A 17,679-nucleotide genomic window follows, 5' to 3' on the forward strand; every position below is an offset into this window, starting at 1 on the left:
GAAATTAGACTCTGCCTAATCTAGGCAGAGTCTAATTTCACTATGATTTAATTTAGATTTAGTAAGGAAACTCACCTGTTAGTTGGTTACATTCTTTTACATAGGCTTGATTTATGAGTTCATCCAAAACCTTATCTTCCGAAAGGTTGTTTTTACGAGCAAGTGAGGCTAAAGCTTCTTTTGCTTTAACTGTAAGAGCATAAAATCCAGGTTTTTTAACCTTTTTATCATCTCGATGTCTTTTCTGATACCAAGCATTAGATATTTTTTTTCTAAGGGCATAGTGGACATTAATATCTAGATCATAAAGTTGATCAAAGATTGAGTTAATATTTATTTCAGGATTAGTAGAGTTTAATAAATTCACGCGGAGTCTCTTATATTCTTCACTTTTATAAATGTGACTATTAGCCCATATGTAAAAATCATTTTCAGCAAAATTAAAATGACTATCGAACTTCATGTGTACATTGGAGAAACGTTTATATATTTCCTCTAATGATCTGGGATGGTCAAAATATTCTTCGTATGTGAAAAGTATATAAAAAAACTTATAAACAGGATTGCTTATATCTTCTAGTATTCTACTTCTTAAATTATTTTGCATAGTATTGTTTGCGAATAATATAAAACGTTTATTATTTTCGATATTCTTCAGATCAATTTTAGGCATAGAAATATGAGCTTGGTATTCTTCTAGGCAATAAATAAAATGCTCTATATCACGGTCATGTAAATGACAGAGTTCAGCCATGATTTCCTTTTTGATATCAGAAAATTTATCGAGTCTGTTTAGCATATCAACATCAGTCCGCCTAACATCTTTGTATTGTTTAATCTCTTCATTAAAGATATTGAGTATCCATACTGCATCAATATCTCTACAACGTGATAGGAATGATTTAGTTTGATCTAAAGCTGGAGTTCTACGCATTTTTGAATCTACCTTAGTAAAAGCTTAGGTCATACTTTATGGCAATCTATTGCTTACTATTCCATTTCTTTTCGGGTGATTTCGGTTGATTTGCCATAGTTTTTTTAAATGCTTGGCGTGAAGAAATTACCGTGATATCTATAGCTCCATCTTAAATACAGGGCCTATTTAACTTTGATGGAGTGCTTACCGTAGTTTTAAATGTAGGACGTTTAGAATTTAAAATATGGAGGTGATGAGGTTTTAATTTGAATTTATGATCCATGATTTTGAAAAAATATGAATTTATTTAAGTGAATAATGAGGGAGTGTTTAAGCAGAAAATACCGTGTAACTTTTTAGATGCTTTTGATGGCTAAATAAATTTAAAACTTTGAATTTTTATCCCTATACAAATTTTGAAATTGATTTTTATTAATTAACTTAATTCTAGCTTTTTTAAGGTTGGAGCCTAGATGAATTTAAGCGTGGAGCAGGGAGAAAATATGCTTAATGCGATAAATAGATACTGTACTACAGGAGGAATTTAGGCTCTCTAGAGCTTTGGTTATTAATCTAATCGTTAGACCTCTTGCGAAAGTAAAAACCACCTCAATATAGATTTCATGAGATATCAGAAATTAAACCGTTTTTCAGATTCTGAATTTAAACGCCTGGTTGGCGTACCTCGACCAGTTTTTACCGAAATGGTAGATGTTTTAGAAAAAGCAGAATCACTCAAAAAGAAATCAGGTCGTCCTCATACTTTAGATTTAGAGGATCAGTTGTTATTAACGCTCAATTACTTACGGAACTACAGCACTCAACTGGAATTGGCGGCAAATTACCATATCGCTGAAAGCAATGTGAATCGAACCATTAAAAAAGTTGAAGATGCATTAATGAAATCAAGACGTTTTACTCTGCCAAAACGAAGCATTACCACAGCAGACGAACACTTTAACTGGGTTATTATTGATGCCACAGAATGTTCAATAGAACGCCCGAAAAAAAAATCAGAGTAAGTTCTACAGTGGTAAAAAGAAGAAACATACGCTAAAAGTACAAGTGATCTATCATCCGAAGAGCAAACAAATCATAGGGCTAGATATATCGAATGGCAGTCAGCATGACATTAAACTGGCAAGAAAAACGGTTAAGAAATTCAAACATTGTGAATATGTTATGACCGATTTAGGTTACTATGGATTAGAGCAAGATGGCTTTAAATTATTGATGCCAATAAGTTGACAAAAATAACTAATGATGCGAAAAGGTTTTTTTAGTTAACAGATGTTCACACATGCCTAGAATTGTTTCTGTACCACTTAGTTTAGAACAGCGAGAACGACTCATTTTTCTGGTCAAGCATGCAAAACATTGGCGTGAAAGGCAACGTGCCCAAACTATTCTCTGGCTTTCCGAAGGTAAAAGCGTTGCGGAAGTTGCCACTCTACAAGAACGTATCCCAGAAACCATAAGGCTACAACGCCGACGTTGGGAATTGTATGAGTTTGAATCGATTAAAGAAGGTCATCGCTCAGGTCGACCCAATACATTGATCTCAGACTATCAGGCGAAAATCCTAGATTGGGTCAATACAAGTCCACTCAATGCAGAACAAATCCGAGTCAAACTACATGAAGAATACGAAGTGTCCGTGTCTGTTGAAACCATTCGTAAGTTTTTACGGGATTCAGGTATGGTCTTCAAGCGTACCCGTCATAGCTTGAAAAAAAAGAGATCCGATTGCATTTGAACAAGCAACACAGCAGATTGAAGAATTACGAGAGCAAGCGGCACGTGGTGAAATTATATTAGGTTATGTTGATGAAACAGGATTTTCATCTACACCTGATAACCGCTATGCGTGGACAAAGATAGGTGATGTTCATGCGGTTGATGCAATAAGATTAAAACGAGTTAATGTCATGGGGTGTTTGCTTTCAACGGGGAAACTGGTGACTAGTTGTTTACAAGAGTCAGTGACAAGCACTTGGTTTTATGCCTATTTAACTGGAATAGCTCAACAAGTAAAACAGACGTATAACCTTCCATTGGTTCTTATTGTTGATAATGCCTCGATTCATAGAAGTAAAAAGATGGCTGATTACAGAGAGCTACTTAAAACTAACTTTTCGACGAATCTGTATTTTATTCCAGCTTATAGCCCTGAGTTAAATCGAATCGAGATGGTATGGAAGCAGATGAAATATTATTGGCGAGATTTTCAAGTCATGACAGCTGACAAAATAGAGCAATGGGTGGAGAAAGTATCAAACCAATTCGGAAAAGAATACATGTTTACTTTTTAATGACAACTTAAAGAAAAAGAAGAATTTACCCTTATTTGATGTTGAGAAAAAGTACAATAAAATGATTGGAAAAATACGAGTTGTGATCGAACACATCAATAGTCAATTGAAAACATTTAGAATATTAAGTGAACGCTATCGAAATAGACGGAAAAGATTTGGTTTACGCGTCAACTTAATAGCTGCATTGGTAAACCGGATAAATTTTCAATAATGACTTTCGCAAGAGATCTGTTTATTAGTTAATATTTTGTTGAAAAGTAAACGTATACATATACTGAATTCCCTATCTCTTATGTAACTATCACACACATAGGTTTAAACATGAGAGATTCAATTAATCAGGAAAGACTTACACTTGAGATTGAGAAATTTTTAAAACGTTTAAAAAGAGAACGTAAAAAATGGGATGGATTCTATTCACAGCTTACTAATCTGTTATTAGACTTTAATGATATTTATGATCCTGATGATGAATACACAGGTTATCTTAAATTCTTTGTAATTCTGAGATATGACTTGCAGAGAATAGACTCCGATTATTTTGATCTTATGGATGAGCTAAAGATAATTGGGTATAGAGAGATGAGATCATGGTTTTTAGATTTATCTAAGGATTTTGAAAAAGATTATAAGATAATCGAAAAACAGAAAGATGAAAATAAAGTTGAAGTTCAGGAATATTGTAGATCAATACTTAATAAATGCAGTCGAATATTAGTTGCTCGTGTAGACTTGGGTTATTTGCAAGAATATTCTAGTCGCATCAGAGTTGAAGATATTTATAAGGACTTAGATATACTGCTTAATCGTATCCAAAATAAAGATGGCATATTTAAACATGTGGTCGGGTATATATGGGGAGTGGAGCAAGGCGGTAAAAGTAAAGGTTTTCACTGTCACTTAGCAATCATTTATGATAATGCCTATCGTGATGGAAGCGCAGCATATTGGGGGGATGAAATAATCGCGCTATGGAAGGATATTACTAGAGGTTATGGTCAAGGCTATAATTGCTGGAACCGGGAACGTGTAGCGAAACTTCGAAGAGAGAATAAGCTGGGGATTGGTGTAATCTATCGTCGTAATTCAACCCAAGTGACAAATTTCATTGAGGCAATGCAATACCTTACTGATCATCACAAACGTACTCTTCAATACTTACGTGTAAAGCCAAAAGGACGAAGAATATTTGGTAAAGGTCAGTTAAGAGCGCAGTATGATAGACGCTAAATGAAAATAATCTCAGATATACATTATCTAGATGAAAACGAGTTTTTTAACTTTGCAAGGCTTGCTCATCGGCGAGCCTTTGTCATTTCTAGAGGTATATATTATGAGTTTAAATTGTCCTTATTGCTTATCGGATCAGGTCATTCAGGTGGTTAATCAGCAGGTGAGTGGATCTGATTCTACAGGTCTAGCAGCATCTGCATCGTTCGCAACTATCGGTGCATCTATTTCAAAGGGTTTACCTTTGCCAGTATCACCACTGCTTGGCGGGCTTGCAGGTGCGGTCATTGGTGGTTTATTCAGCAGCGTGTTTGATGAGCCGAAAAAGCCAATCACCCTGGCCTACTATCACTGCAATCACTGTCAGCAAAACTTTCGTTGAATCAGCATAGGAGATAAGAACGATGGCACATCAAATCGAACAAATAGCCTATGTTGGCGAAACCCCTTGGCATGGTCTGGGTAATCAACTCAGTCCGAATCAACCACTCGAAGTTTGGGCACAGCAAGCTGGGATGGACTGGCGGATTGAATCCTCGAACGTCAGCTATATGGCACAAAATGAACGTGGTCAGAGCATCATCATGCCATTTGAAGAGCAGCGAGTGTTGTACCGCTCAGATACGTATGCACCGTTATCTGTGGTCAGTCAGCGTTATCAGGAAGTTCAACCCAAAGAGATTCTGGAGTTCTACCGGGACCTCACTGAGCAATCAGGCTTTGAGCTAGAAACCGCAGGGGTTTTGAAAGGTGGGAAGAAGTTCTGGGCTTTAGCACGTACTGGACAAAGTACCGCATTAAAGGCTAGGGATGTTAGTAATGGTTATATCCTGCTGGCTACTGCATGTGATGGCACTTTGGCAACGACAGCACAGTTCACAAGTATCCGGGTGGTCTGTAACAACACTTTAGCCATTGCTCTACGTGGGCAGAGCAGTAGTGCTGGTGTAGTCAAAGTACCGCACAGCACCAAGTTCGATGCAGAGAAAGTGAAGCAGCAATTAGGTATTTCAGTGCGTGCATGGGATGAGCACATGTATGAAATGAAACAGCTCACACAGCGTAAGGTGAGTCAGCAGGAAGCCAAAGCCTACTTTGATGCCGTGTTCAATAACAGCACCATGTCAATTTCCGATCCTGAAGAAAACATCATTCAGTTCTATCGTAATGTCGCGCATCAAGCTCAGGAGAAAAAGCCTGAACCGAATGGTCGTGCTATGAATAAAGCCTTGGAGATGTTTAATGGGCAAGGACGCGGTGCTGAATTGTCATCAGCTAAAGATACGGCTTATGGCTTACTGTGTTCCATCACAGAATTTGTGGATCATGAACGACGTGCCATGAGTACCGATCATCGTCTTGATTCAGCTTGGTTTGGTGCAGGTGCAGGTGTGAAACAACGAGGATTAGAGCAAGCACTTACTTTGATCGCCTGAAATTAACTAACTCACTCATGTCGAAATCAAGTCACCCCAAACAAATGCTCATCAGAGCACTCATGTAACCCCTCTCAATTAAAACAGCAAACAAATCGCCATACCCGACCTCGTGTCGGGTATGGCTTTTTTATGCATTTCTTTTACAGAGATCAGAATTTATAAGGATCATTCCATGAATCAAATTGTATCTATTTCCCATCAGCCTACGACGGTAGGATCAAAGATCGTAGTCAATCCAACCATCACCACCAAACGCTCAACAGCAGCCAAGCGATTGGTTAATACCAAAGGGATGGAATATCAGGACTGGCTTGAAGTTCGCAAACAAGGTATCGGTAGCAGTGATGCCGCAACTGCCTGTGGTCTCAATCCCTACATGTCGATGCTGGAACTGTGGCTAATCAAAACGGGCCGTCAAGCTCAGTCTATTGAAGATGAAAGCTCAGGTGTAGCACCGCTGTATTGGGGTAAGCAGCTGGAACCTTTAGTGGCAGAGTTCTATAGCATGCACACCCATAACAAGGTGCGACGGATCAATGCAGTACTTCAGCATCCTGATCCCGATAAACACTTTATGTTAGCCAATCTGGATTACAGCGTGGTCGGCAGTGAGGACGTTCAGATCCTAGAATGCAAAACAGCAGGTGAGCATGGAGCCAAATTGTGGCGTGATGGTGTGCCTTTATACGTGCTGTGTCAGGTACAACATCAACTGGCGGTGACTGGTAAGCAGGCAGCACATGTTTGTGTCTTAATCTGTGGGCATGAAACCAAGATTTTCAAAGTGACACGGTCTGAATCAGTGATTGAGCATATTGTTAAAGCCGAACGATATTTCTGGGAATGCGTGGAAAAGGATACACCACCATCCGTGGATGCAAGTGAATCCGCAGCTAAAGCGATTCAACAACTTTATCCAGCGCATGTACCTTTAACGGTAGAGGATCTTTCGCAAAATGAAAATGCCAATTTGATGTTCGACCAGCTTATCAAAATGAAAGAAGAGATTCAGCATAAGCAGGAACGCTTTGACCAGCTTAAACATGAAATCCAGATGATGATGCAAGACAAGGAAAGGGCAGTCTTTGCACATGGCTCGGTAGTTTGGAAGAAAGCCAAGGACTCCATCAGTCTCAACACCAAGGCATTGCTTCAGCACCAGCCTGAACTCATCGAGCTTTATCCACTTGAAAAGCAAGGCAGTCGTCGATTTAACATCTATAGCGACTAAGCCCTATGTACAGCACCAAATCAAAAAATCACAAAAATCGCTCCCCGCTCTCTACCCTTCGGTAGAGAGCAAATCGGTCGCGATCTCTGTAGCACTTTATCTGGCTCTACATTCTTTGGGTAACTTATTTGGTCCTTGTTCTGACCTACATACATAGACCCAAATTTGTAACGTAATACATTAAGGAATATCAACATGATTAAAGGTTTAGCAATTACTCCTCCAATACTCGGACGGATCAGTATCGGTCGGATGATCGAGAAGAATGGCAAACGCCTACCGGAAAAGGATGACCAGTTCACCATTACTTCCCAGATTCAAAGCAAAGAAGGCTGGGTTAAACATCCACTGGATGATCAGCTGCGAGCGAATGCTTCGAATCAAAAGCTACGTTCAATCCCCGTCAGAATGATCTTTAATGATCCTGATTTAAACCTGCGTGCAGAATACAGCCTGTTTGACCGACAGACCGGACGGCCAGTGTGTGTCGGTAATGGAGAAACCTGCCAGCGTTTAACTAATCAAGGCGTAGAACAACATCCCTGTCTATCCCCTGATTTATGTCCATTGGCCCAAGGCGGGAACTGCAAGCCCTATGGGCGTTTGCATGTGAACTTAGATGAATCTGATGAATTTGGAACTTTTATCTTTAGAACCACAGGCTTTAACAGTATCCGTACTTTGGCTGCACGGCTGAGTTATTACCATGCGGCATCAAATGGTTTGCTGTCATGTCTACCCTTGCAATTGATATTGCGGGGCAAGAGTACGACACAAAGCTATCGTCAGCCGGTGTATTACGTGGATCTAACTTTAAGGGAGGGGATTAGCTTGAATGAAGCCATTATTCAGGCAAAGCAAATTGATGAGCAGAGTAAGCAGGCTGGGTTTTATCAGGAGGCTTTAGACTTTACTGCAAGGAAGGGTTTTGCGAATGGAAGGATGGAGGTCGATATAGAGGAAGGCTTGGAGGTAGTTAAGGAGTTTGATATAGATGAACTTATTGAATCTGAACCCCTGCAAACTAGAACCAAAAAGGAATCTAAATCAGGGCCTAAGTTCCATCAGGGAGAGGGTGTTGTACAAGAGATTCAGAAAAGCTTGCAGCAGAATGTACGGGTTGTAAATTAAAAAAACTTAAAGAGAACAGCGAGTTCTCTTTAATTTATTTATTTTTTTGCTTGTATTAAAAAATAAATAAGATGATTGAACCTAATACCAAACGATACCAAGCAAAAACTTTTAAAGTATGTTTTTCTACAAATTTAACCATGGCTTTTACCACAAGCAAAGCTGCGATGAATGCGGTTACAAAGCCTACGGAAATATTCAATAAATTTTCTGAAGTTAAAACATCAACGTTGCGAAATATGTCATAAGTAGCGGCACCAAGCATTGTTGGTATGGCAAGGAAAAAAGAAAATTCAGTAGCTGCTTTACGTGATAAACCCGCCAACATCCCCCCAATAATGGTTGCACCAGACCGTGAAGTCCCCGGAATCATCGCAAGACATTGAACCAAACCAATAACAATGGCCTGTTTGAATCCAATATTGGTTGCCTCAATGGTTTGGACTTTAAAATTTTTAGCTTCTACAGCAAAAATTAACAGTGCACCAATAATCAGTGCAGATGCAACAACCGAAGGACTGAATAAAACTTGTTTAATAAAATCAACAGCTATAACTCCGATCACTACTGCAGGAATAAATGCAATGAAGACATTTATCGCAAAACGTCTCGCATGGTAATCACCTGATATAAAACCATGTAGTAGATTAATAATTTTTTTACGGTAGAGCCAACAAACGGCTAAGATTGCGCCCAGTTGAATGACAACTTCAAAGACACGGCCTGAGTCTGAATGAAAATCAATTAAATGGCCAAATAAAATTAAATGACCAGTACTGGAAATGGGTAAAAACTCCGTTAAACCTTCTATAAAACCTAAAAATAAGGCTTTAAGTACTGAAATTATATCCATAAATAAAGTGAGTCACGGAATAATAATAACCATCACTTTTAAGATATTTTTCTGCATTTATAAATTCACTGAGCCAAATTTTTACGCTTTCTTTACGCGGCATCCAAAGTTATGGATAGAGACTTTACGGTTTTATTTTTCATACTAGATAGTGGAATATCCCAATGCTTAGGATGAAAAACATGAGTGCGGTCATTCACGCGCATCAGCAGGTACAGCATCAAAAAAATTGCGTTGTACAAAACAATCAAAATATATCTTATTTCAACTTCTTTAAGCAGATTTCAGCTCTGAAACATAGGAGTGAAATGCCATGTTAGAGTTTGCTTTGCTTTTAGCCATCGTCTTTGTTCTGGCTTATCCCTTGGGTAAATACCTCGCAGCAATTATGCACAACCGCGATATGAAAATTGATCCTCTATTCAATTGGATTGAAAAGCCCATTTACGCGGTTTTAGGAATCAATCCCAAACGGGGGATGAATGTCAAAACCTATTCATTCAATTTTGTCATGAGCTGTGCAGTGATCGGTTTGGTGACTTGGACTCTATTTATGGTTCAAGCCAGCCTGCCGTTGAACCCAAACCATGCACCGAATATGTCATGGGATTTGGCGCTGCATACCATGATTTCGTTTCTGACCAATACCAACCAGCAGCACTATTCAGGACAGGCGCAACTGTCATATTTATCGCAAATGGTCGGCATTGTCGGCTTGCAGATCATCACGCCGATGATGGGCCTGGCGATGGTGGTGGCTACAGTTCGAGCACTGTTCTACAAACAATCCAATGCACTTTCTGAAACCGATCAACAGACCAGCTTTAAGCATAAAGTGCAACAAATTAATGTCGGCAACTATTGGGCCGATGTGATTCGTCCGACGTTCCGCTTTCTGATTCCTTTATGCATGGTTTGGTCATTATTGCTCACTAGCCAAGGCGTACCATCGACTTTTCAAGGCGGCCCAGAAGTTCAAGTCATCGACCAAAGCAGCGAATTAACAACGCAAAAAATACCTTTAGGCCCTGTTGCGCCCATGGTAGCAATTAAGCAATTGGGCAGTAATGGTGGTGGCTGGTATGGTCCGAACAGCAGTGTACCTTTGGAAAATCCGACACCATTGTCAAACTTTCTGGAAATGCTTGCGATTTTACTGATCCCTGTTTCGGTGATTTTTATGCTGGGCTTTTTCACCAAACGCGCCAAATTCGCAGGCTTGGTCTTTGCTTCAATGCTGCTGATGTCGATCATTTCTGCGACTAGCGCTATCTGGTCAGAAAGCCTTTCATCGACTTCGACATTGCTTTCCGCCATGGAAGGTAAAGAAGTGCGTTTTGGCGAGGCATCATCTGCTTTGTGGTCAGCGGTCACCACCCAAGTCAATAACGGCTCAGTGGATATGATGCATGATTCATCTGCACCGCTCACAGGTATGGTGCAATTGTCCAATATGCTGATCAATGCCATTTGGGGCGGGATTGGCTGTGGTTTACAGCAATTCATTATTTATCTGTTTTTAGCAGTCTTTATTGCAGGCTTAATGACCGGCCGCACCCCAGAATTGTTTGGCCGCAAAATTGAAGTCGGTGAAATCAAGCTGCTCGCTGTTGTGATTTTGATCCAACCCATCGTCATTCTTGGTTTAACCGCAATAACTGTATTTTTTCCTGAATTGACGGGCAACAGTAATCCGCAATACCATGGCATTTCTCAAGTGCTATACGAATATGTGTCTGCATTTGCCAACAATGGCTCAGGCTTTGAAGGGCTATCAGACAATACCGTGTGGTGGAATGTCACATGCGGTATTGCTTTATTGCTCGGCCGTTTCCCGACATTAATTATTCCTTTAATCATCGCTACACGTTTAGCTGCTAAACGCCAAGCACCTGAAAGCAGCGGCAGTTTAAAAGTCGAAACGCCAACATTCGCACTGACTTTAATTGCCATTGTGGTGATGTTGACCTTATTGCAATTTATGCCAGCCCTGGTCTTGGGGCCAATTGCTGATCATCTGTTATTGGTTCAAGGTTAAGGGTGAGTACAATGAATCATTCAAAACACACTGTTCAAACACAGCAAAACACCATAGCTTCAACCTTATTTCAAGCTGAAGCATGGAAAAATGCCTTTATTAAACTGCTGCCGCAGCATGTGATTAAAAATCCGGTGATGGCCATCGTTTGGCTTGGGACGCTGATTACACTGGTTAGTACAATTCTAGGTCAATCTAGTTTGGTTTTTGGCTTATTGGTGACGTTGATTTTATTTGTGACGGTTCTCTTTGCCAATTATGCCGAAGCGGTTGCTGAAGCCAAAGGCCGCGGACAGGCGTCATCCCTGCGTCAAGCGCGTCAGAATTTGACGGCGCGCCGGATCCATTCTAAAGATGATATGGATGGGGTGCAGATTTCAGCGGCTGAATTGAACATGCATGACTTGATTGAAGTGCGTGCAGGGGAATTGATTCCCGCAGATGGTGAAATAATTCAGGGCTTTGCTACGATCAATGAAGCTGCAGTAACAGGTGAATCTGCGCCGGTACTCCGTGAAGCGGGCACAGATAAATCTGGGGTGATTGGCGGAACCAAAGTCTTAACCGACCGGATCATCGTGCAAGTGACCGCAGAGGCGGGAAATAGCTTTCTCGACCGAATGATTGCTTTAGTCGAAGGCTCAAACCGTCAAAAAACACCGAATGAAATTGCCTTAGGTATTTTACTGACCGTGATGACTGTGACTTTTATCATCGTCGTGGTCAGCCTGCCGTTGATTGGACATTTCCTGCATATTGAAATCAGCCCGATTTTATTGGTGGCGCTATTGGTCTGCTTGATTCCAACCACCATCGGCGGCTTATTGCCAGCTATTGGAATTGCAGGGATGAACAGAGCGCTCAAAGCCAATGTGATTGCCAAATCAGGCAAGGCGGTTGAAGTTGCAGGCGATATAGATGTTTTACTACTCGATAAAACCGGAACTATTACTTACGGTGACCGTCAGGCGACTGCTTTTTATCCCTTAACAGGAGTGACGGAGTCTGAACTTCGCCAAGCGGCGGTACTGACTTCTTTGGCTGATCCAACGCCAGAAGGTAAATCGGTGGTTGCTTTGGCCAAAGAGCAAGGTGAAAGAGTGGCCGAGCCTGAACAGGCTGAATTTATCGCTTTTAATGCGTCCACACGCATTTCAGGCCTTAACTTGGCGGATGGTCATCAAGTGCGTAAAGGCGCTATGGATGCCATTCTTAAATTCGCTTCGCAAAACCTTGAAAATCATGCCGAACTGAAAGCGCGCGTAGAACAAATAGCTTCAAAAGGGGCAACGCCGCTGGTCGTGGCTAAAGACCAGAATTTGTTGGGTGTCATTGAACTATCAGACGTGATTAAGCAAGGCATTAAAGAAAAATTTGCGCGCTTACGTGAAATGGGCATTAAAACTGTGATGGTGACCGGAGATAATCCGCTCACAGCAGCGGCCATCGCAGCAGAGGCTGGTGTGGATGATTATATCGCTGAAGCGAAACCAGAAGATAAACTCACATGCATTCGAACCGAGCAAAACAAAGGACATTTGGTAGCGATGGTCGGTGACGGTACTAATGATGCACCGGCGTTGGCCCAAGCAGATATTGGCTTAGCCATGAACTCGGGAACGCAAGCAGCCAAAGAAGCAGGCAATATGGTGGACTTAGATTCTGATCCAACCAAATTGCTATCTGTGGTTGAAATAGGCAAACAGCAGCTGATTACTCGCGGTGCATTAACCACCTTTTCCTTGGCGAATGATGTATCAAAGTATTTTGCAATTTTGCCGGCATTATTCGTCGCGGCAATTCCGCAAATGCATGTGTTAAATGTCATGCAACTAGGCAGTTCTGAAAGTGCCATCCTGTCTGCGCTGATCTTTAATGCGATCATTATTCCTCTGCTGATTCCAATTGCACTGCGCGGTGTGAAATTCAAACCTTCGACATCTACCCAATTATTGCGCCGCAACATGCTGATTTATGGTGTGGGCGGGGTGCTGCTACCGTTTATTGCCATTAAAGCGATTGATCTGCTGATCAGTCCAATCTTGGCCCTATAAATTTTTTGAGGATGACAAAGTGAATATGCAAAATCATCAATTGGCAGACTCATCATGGGGTGAGAAACTGCGCGCTTCGTTTGGAATGACCATCATTGCTCTAGGCTTATGCGGCTTTGTATATAGTGCTGCTGCAACCAGCTTAGGACAAATGCTCTTTCCAAAACAAGCCAACGGCAGCTTGATTGTCGAAAATAATCAAGTGATCGGTTCACGCTTAGTGGCACAGCCTTTTGCCCAAGTTCAATATTTCCATCCGCGTCCATCTGCCGCAAATTATGATCCTATGGCGATGGCCGGAAGCAACATGGCGAGAACCAATCCTGAACTGCAGAAAGCCATAGAGGAACGGCTGAATCGAATCGCAGCGAAGGAACAGATTGAAAAATCTAAAATTCCTGCGGATCTGGTCACCGCTTCAGGCAGTGGCATCGACCCTGAAATTAGCGTGCAATCAGCCATGATTCAAGTGAAGCGGATTGCCCATGCACGGCATATGCCTGAACAGAATGTCGAAAAACTGATTCAGTCGCATACGGTTCAGCCGATTTTTGGGATTTTAGGGCAGGCACGTATCAATGTGCTTGAATTGAATTTGGCTTTGGATCGGGGCGGGAAGTGATATGAATGGCTTGAAGATTAAAATATAGTGATTGAACGCTATTAAATAATTTGAATTAAGTTACATACGATTGTTGGGCGAGGGGATGTTCTATACCTCCGCCCAACGGTGGCATCCATATTGCCCAGCAATAGCCAAGCTGACTTTAGACGCATTTAAATGAATTTAAAAACATCTTTTTAAAGCAATAAATAAAGATTACTTCTATGACTGATCAACGAACCAATAAAGCCGATGTTTTGCTGCAACATACACAGCGTTATCAGTCTGGGCGGCTGACGATTTTTTTAGGCGCAGCTCCGGGCGTGGGAAAGACCTTTGCCATGCTGGTTCGTGCGCATGAACTGGCGCTGCAGGGCATTAATATCGTCATTGGCTATGTAGAAACGCATGGCCGTAGAGAAACTGAAAATTTAATTTCTGGTTTAGATATAATTCCGCGAAAGGCTATTGAATATCAAGGGCAGCATCTGGAGGAAATGAATCTAGATGCCGTTTTGGATAAAAAGCCCAGTATTGTTTTGGTGGATGAATTTGCCCACACTAATATGCCCGGCAGCCGTCATGAAAAACGCTGGCAAGATATCAATGAATTATTAGATGCTGGTATTGATGTTTTTACCACCATGAACATTCAGCATTTGGAAAGTTTGAATGATGTGGTATATCAAATCACAGGGATTCGTGTCACTGAAACCGTGCCAGACAGGGTATTCGAACGGATTCGAGATATCCGCTTGATTGATTTGCCTGTAAATGAGCTGTTGGAGCGCTTAAACCAAGGAAAGGTCTATGTGCCTGAGCAGGCCGAACAGGCCTTGCAGCGATTTTTCAACAGCTCCAACTTAACGGCACTGCGTGAACTGGCAATGCAAACTGTGGCCAATTATGTTGATAATGATGTACGCGAAAATTTCGCCATTCAAGGGCTTGCTCAAATTCCCTTAAAAAATCATGTCTTAATTATGATTGATGGCAAAGGGCATTCTGAAGCTTTAGTTCGGACTGGATGCCGTATTGCCGAGCATCGTGCGGCAAAATGGACGGTTGTTGCTTTTTCTCATGATACGCAAATCATGAATAAACAGGAAAACTCGCAAAGCCGTGAAATTGAACGGTCTTTAAACTTAACGCGTCAAATGGGTGGAATGACAGAAGTCCTTCACGGCCAGCAACATGCTAAAACTTTATTTGATTATGTGATGGACCGCGGCATTTCAACCTTGGTTTTAGCACAAGCGGCTCCGCAAAAGTTTTCGCTGAATTTAAGGCTCAATTTGATTGATCAATTACTGCAATACCGGCCCAGTTTTGAACTCAGTATTGTGCCGATTATTGCAGAGAATAAGCATCTGTCCTTTTTCACTCAAAGGGCATTCTTGTCGCTGAGAGAAATACAGTACGTACTAGCCACCACGGTCATCAGCATTGTGATTGCAAGCTTAGGGGAAAAGTATTTAGGGATTGAAGATCTTTCGGTGATTTTTATCACCGCTGTGGTTTTTGTGGCATCAAAAACACGGATGCTGGCTGCAGCTTTTTCAGCCATCCTATTCTTTCTAGCTTATAATTTTTTCTTTATTTCCCCGCAATTTACATTTCAGATTTCTGCACATCAGGGGATTGTCACCGTGATTGCATTTTTGGGCGCGGCTTTAATTTCGAGCCGATTAGCGTCACGTTTGAAAGAGCAGGTGACTGCACTCAAAACGGCGAACAGTTATAACAGCATTATGCAGGATTTAGGGCAGAAGCTGTCCACAGCATTAGATTTGGCACAAATCAAGGAGATTGCTGAACATAGCCTGAGTAAAAATCTCAATGCAGATGTCTGGCTGTATTTCCCAGATACTGCAGCAACTCAAGCATCATCGACTATCATGAGTAATAAAGAAAAAATTTCAGCCGATTGGACATTCAAAAACCATCAACCGTCCGGTCGCTTTACCCAAACCTTGACGGAAAATGAGTGGTGGTTTTTGCCCTTATTGGCTTCCAAGCAATGCTTAGGCGTGGTGGGGTTGAAACTTAAAGATGTGCAAGCAGTAATCAATACGGAGCAAAAACAGCTCGCTGAACTCATGGTAGAGTATCTTGCGCAGGCGATTTTCCGCACCCAGCTGACCAAGGCTTTGGAAATAGCCAATGTGAATTCTGAAACGGAAAAATTGCGCTCGGCATTATTATCATCCGTATCGCACGATTTACGCTCGCCTTTGGCGTCGATGATTGGAGCAGCGGATACTTTGAGCACTTACCGCCATTCCATGAATGAAAATGATCAGGACAGCTTGCTGGAAGCGATTCATTTAGAGGGGGAACGTTTAGACCGCTATATTCAAAACCTACTGGATATGACCCGTTTAGGCCATGAAGGCTTAAGCTTGAAGCGGGACTGGATTGGAGTTGATGAACTGATCGGTTCAGCAGTGCGCCGTTTAAACCGTTATATGCCAGATGCATTGGTTGAAGTGCATGCGCCTCAAGAATCTTTGAGTTTATTTGTACATGCCGCCTTGATTGAACAGGCCATTTTTAATGTGCTGGAAAATGCCGCAAAATTTTCACCAGAGAATAAAGCTGTGATGATTGAGGTGCAGCAGGTGAATGAAAATGAGATCGAAATTGCCATAACTGATAAGGGGCAGGGTATCCCGGAAGGTGAGCGGGAACGCATTTTTGACATGTTTTATACCATGCAGCGCGGTGACCGCGGGCAATATGGTACAGGCTTGGGCTTGACGATTGTGAAAGCGATTGTGGGTGCGCATATGGGGAAAATCATGGCATCATCAGGCAAGAACAATCAAGGAACATGTATCCGCATACAGCTTCCTATTCAGCAAATTACTTAAAGCATCTAGCAGCTTTTAGGTGGGAAAATGCCAGAACAGAATGAATCAGCCAGCTCCATGACCAATGTCTTGATTATTGATGATGAAAATCAGATTCGAAAATTCTTGGATATAGCACTCAGAGCGCAAGGCTATAAAACCCTTTTGGCTGAAAATGGCCAAAAGGGTTTGGAACTCCTAGCTTTGCAAGGCGCAGATTTAGTGATCCTCGATTTGGGTTTGCCAGATTTGGATGGTTATGAGGTTTTGTCTGAGCTTCGCACATGGTCGCACGTTCCAGTGATAGTGCTGTCTGTGCGGGCAAATGAAGAAGAAAAAGTGAAGCTTCTGGATGCTGGCGCAAATGATTATGTGACCAAGCCGTTTAGTGTTCAGGAGCTGATGGCGCGCATTCGTGTACTGCTTAGGCAGCATCAGCATAGTACTGTTGATACGGCAATTTTTGATGATGGCGTATTAAAAATCGATTTTTCCAAACGGCAGGTTTTTTTAAATCAACAATTGCTCTCCTTAACACGCAAAGAATATCAGCTGCTGAATTTATTGGCGAAAAATAAAGGCCAATTGATTACCCAGCCGCAAATACTGAAAGAGCTGTGGGGGCCAACGCACCAAGAAGATACGCATTATTTAAGGATTCTGGTTGCTAAATTAAGAGTGAAGTTAAATGATAATGCTGTGCAGCCTAAATATATTATTACTGAACCGGGAGTGGGTTTGCGATTTTTGAAGATTTATTAATATTAAATATGCCATTTATTTTACATGAGTAATTAGACCTCTTTCATAAATCATTTTTTGCTCAGTTCCAAGTTGTAGATTCCAGCGATTAAATTGAATCTCAAATCAAGCCTTTTACCTCTATTTCGATAACGCTCAGCAAGGATTTTGAAGGTTTTCAGGTTGCCAAATACATGCTCAATTCCGATTCTTCTTTTATTGATTTCTTGATTATAGATTTTCAATTCAGGATCCAATTTACAGTGTCTTTTGGC

General features: G+C 41.4%; 15 protein-coding genes and 2 pseudogenes. 14 read left to right on the forward strand and 3 right to left on the reverse strand.

Translation table 11 applies throughout. The annotated features are described in order from the left end of the window. Nucleotides 1-58: 58 nt before the first annotated feature. Nucleotides 59-934 (reverse strand): hypothetical protein, encoded by an 876-nt coding sequence (locus tag NI469_RS10910; protein WP_222111924.1) that lies wholly within the window; start codon nucleotides 932-934, stop codon nucleotides 59-61. Between the two features lie 605 nt (nucleotides 935-1,539). Between NI469_RS10910 and NI469_RS10915 the strand changes: the two are divergent. From NI469_RS10915 to NI469_RS10955, 9 genes and pseudogenes are all read left to right on the forward strand, one after another. Next, a pseudogene (locus NI469_RS10915) lies at nucleotides 1,540-2,158 on the forward strand (transposase); the annotation flags it as partial. 58 nt (nucleotides 2,159-2,216) lie between these two features. Continuing rightward, complete coding sequence (locus NI469_RS10920) at nucleotides 2,217-2,672, forward strand: helix-turn-helix domain-containing protein (RefSeq protein ID WP_004647755.1); 456 nt, start codon at nucleotides 2,217-2,219, stop codon at nucleotides 2,670-2,672. A gap of 16 nt (nucleotides 2,673-2,688) precedes the next feature. Next, a complete protein-coding gene (locus tag NI469_RS10925; protein WP_225554437.1) occupies nucleotides 2,689-3,228 on the forward strand; it encodes an IS630 family transposase in 540 nt (179 codons plus the stop codon). Between the two features lie 7 nt (nucleotides 3,229-3,235). Next, a pseudogene (locus tag NI469_RS10930) lies at nucleotides 3,236-3,442 on the forward strand (transposase family protein); the annotation flags it as partial. A 110-nt stretch (nucleotides 3,443-3,552) separates the two neighbouring features. Then, a complete protein-coding gene (locus NI469_RS10935; RefSeq protein ID WP_222111925.1) occupies nucleotides 3,553-4,461 on the forward strand; it encodes a YagK/YfjJ domain-containing protein in 909 nt (302 codons plus the stop codon). Nucleotides 4,462-4,564: 103 nt separating this feature from the next. Beyond that, nucleotides 4,565-4,843: a hypothetical protein gene (locus tag NI469_RS10940; RefSeq protein ID WP_005027442.1), complete on the forward strand. Its 279-nt coding sequence runs from the start codon at nucleotides 4,565-4,567 to the stop codon at nucleotides 4,841-4,843. Nucleotides 4,844-4,865: 22 nt separating this feature from the next. Beyond that, nucleotides 4,866-5,897: a DUF932 domain-containing protein gene (locus NI469_RS10945; protein WP_222111926.1), complete on the forward strand. Its 1,032-nt coding sequence runs from the start codon at nucleotides 4,866-4,868 to the stop codon at nucleotides 5,895-5,897. A gap of 175 nt (nucleotides 5,898-6,072) precedes the next feature. Next, nucleotides 6,073-7,131, forward strand: coding sequence for a YqaJ viral recombinase family nuclease (locus NI469_RS10950; RefSeq protein ID WP_222111927.1), 1,059 nt, complete (start codon nucleotides 6,073-6,075; stop codon nucleotides 7,129-7,131). 195 nt (nucleotides 7,132-7,326) lie between these two features. Continuing rightward, on the forward strand, nucleotides 7,327-8,262 hold the full coding sequence (locus NI469_RS10955) for a recombination directionality factor (protein WP_222111928.1): 936 nt from the start codon (nucleotides 7,327-7,329) through the stop codon (nucleotides 8,260-8,262). Nucleotides 8,263-8,317: 55 nt separating this feature from the next. On the opposite strand, the gene NI469_RS10960 is transcribed toward NI469_RS10955, so the two are convergent. Further along, a complete protein-coding gene (locus tag NI469_RS10960) occupies nucleotides 8,318-9,115 on the reverse strand; it encodes an undecaprenyl-diphosphate phosphatase (RefSeq protein WP_004281622.1) in 798 nt (265 codons plus the stop codon). A gap of 313 nt (nucleotides 9,116-9,428) precedes the next feature. Between NI469_RS10960 and kdpA the strand changes: the two genes are divergently transcribed. From kdpA to NI469_RS10985, 5 genes are all read left to right on the forward strand, one after another. Further along, entirely contained in the window at nucleotides 9,429-11,153 is a 1,725-nt protein-coding gene (kdpA, locus tag NI469_RS10965) for a potassium-transporting ATPase subunit KdpA (protein WP_005252878.1), read from the forward strand. A gap of 11 nt (nucleotides 11,154-11,164) precedes the next feature. Continuing rightward, a complete protein-coding gene (kdpB, locus tag NI469_RS10970) occupies nucleotides 11,165-13,207 on the forward strand; it encodes a potassium-transporting ATPase subunit KdpB (protein ID WP_004281624.1) in 2,043 nt (680 codons plus the stop codon). 19 nt (nucleotides 13,208-13,226) lie between these two features. Further along, nucleotides 13,227-13,829 (forward strand): potassium-transporting ATPase subunit KdpC, encoded by a 603-nt coding sequence (gene kdpC / locus NI469_RS10975; protein WP_004679624.1) that lies wholly within the window; start codon nucleotides 13,227-13,229, stop codon nucleotides 13,827-13,829. Between the two features lie 206 nt (nucleotides 13,830-14,035). After that, nucleotides 14,036-16,684: a sensor histidine kinase gene (locus tag NI469_RS10980; protein ID WP_222111929.1), complete on the forward strand. Its 2,649-nt coding sequence runs from the start codon at nucleotides 14,036-14,038 to the stop codon at nucleotides 16,682-16,684. Nucleotides 16,685-16,711: 27 nt separating this feature from the next. Next, nucleotides 16,712-17,425: a response regulator gene (locus NI469_RS10985; protein WP_004281627.1), complete on the forward strand. Its 714-nt coding sequence runs from the start codon at nucleotides 16,712-16,714 to the stop codon at nucleotides 17,423-17,425. 50 nt (nucleotides 17,426-17,475) lie between these two features. Here NI469_RS10985 and NI469_RS10990 read toward each other — a convergent pair. Next, nucleotides 17,476-17,679: transposase family protein (locus NI469_RS10990; protein WP_253175186.1), on the reverse strand; the 204-nt coding region annotated here is incomplete at its 5' end.

Source organism: Acinetobacter lwoffii, assembly GCF_024129735.1.
In the GTDB taxonomy this organism is placed as follows: Bacteria; Pseudomonadota; Gammaproteobacteria; order Pseudomonadales; family Moraxellaceae; genus Acinetobacter; species Acinetobacter lwoffii_H.

Coding starts and splice junctions, on each gene's coding strand:
- NI469_RS10910 (WP_222111924.1), bottom strand. CDS start 934: ATGCGTAGAACTCCAGCTTTAGATCAAACTAAATCATTCCTATCACGT.
- NI469_RS10920 (WP_004647755.1), top strand. CDS start 2,217: ATGCCTAGAATTGTTTCTGTACCACTTAGTTTAGAACAGCGAGAACGA.
- NI469_RS10935 (WP_222111925.1), top strand. CDS start 3,553: ATGAGAGATTCAATTAATCAGGAAAGACTTACACTTGAGATTGAGAAA.
- NI469_RS10940 (WP_005027442.1), top strand. CDS start 4,565: ATGAGTTTAAATTGTCCTTATTGCTTATCGGATCAGGTCATTCAGGTG.
- NI469_RS10945 (WP_222111926.1), top strand. CDS start 4,866: ATGGCACATCAAATCGAACAAATAGCCTATGTTGGCGAAACCCCTTGG.
- NI469_RS10950 (WP_222111927.1), top strand. CDS start 6,073: ATGAATCAAATTGTATCTATTTCCCATCAGCCTACGACGGTAGGATCA.
- NI469_RS10955 (WP_222111928.1), top strand. CDS start 7,327: ATGATTAAAGGTTTAGCAATTACTCCTCCAATACTCGGACGGATCAGT.
- NI469_RS10960 (WP_004281622.1), bottom strand. CDS start 9,115: ATGGATATAATTTCAGTACTTAAAGCCTTATTTTTAGGTTTTATAGAA.
- kdpA (WP_005252878.1), top strand. CDS start 9,429: ATGTTAGAGTTTGCTTTGCTTTTAGCCATCGTCTTTGTTCTGGCTTAT.
- kdpB (WP_004281624.1), top strand. CDS start 11,165: ATGAATCATTCAAAACACACTGTTCAAACACAGCAAAACACCATAGCT.
- NI469_RS10980 (WP_222111929.1), top strand. CDS start 14,036: ATGACTGATCAACGAACCAATAAAGCCGATGTTTTGCTGCAACATACA.
- NI469_RS10985 (WP_004281627.1), top strand. CDS start 16,712: ATGCCAGAACAGAATGAATCAGCCAGCTCCATGACCAATGTCTTGATT.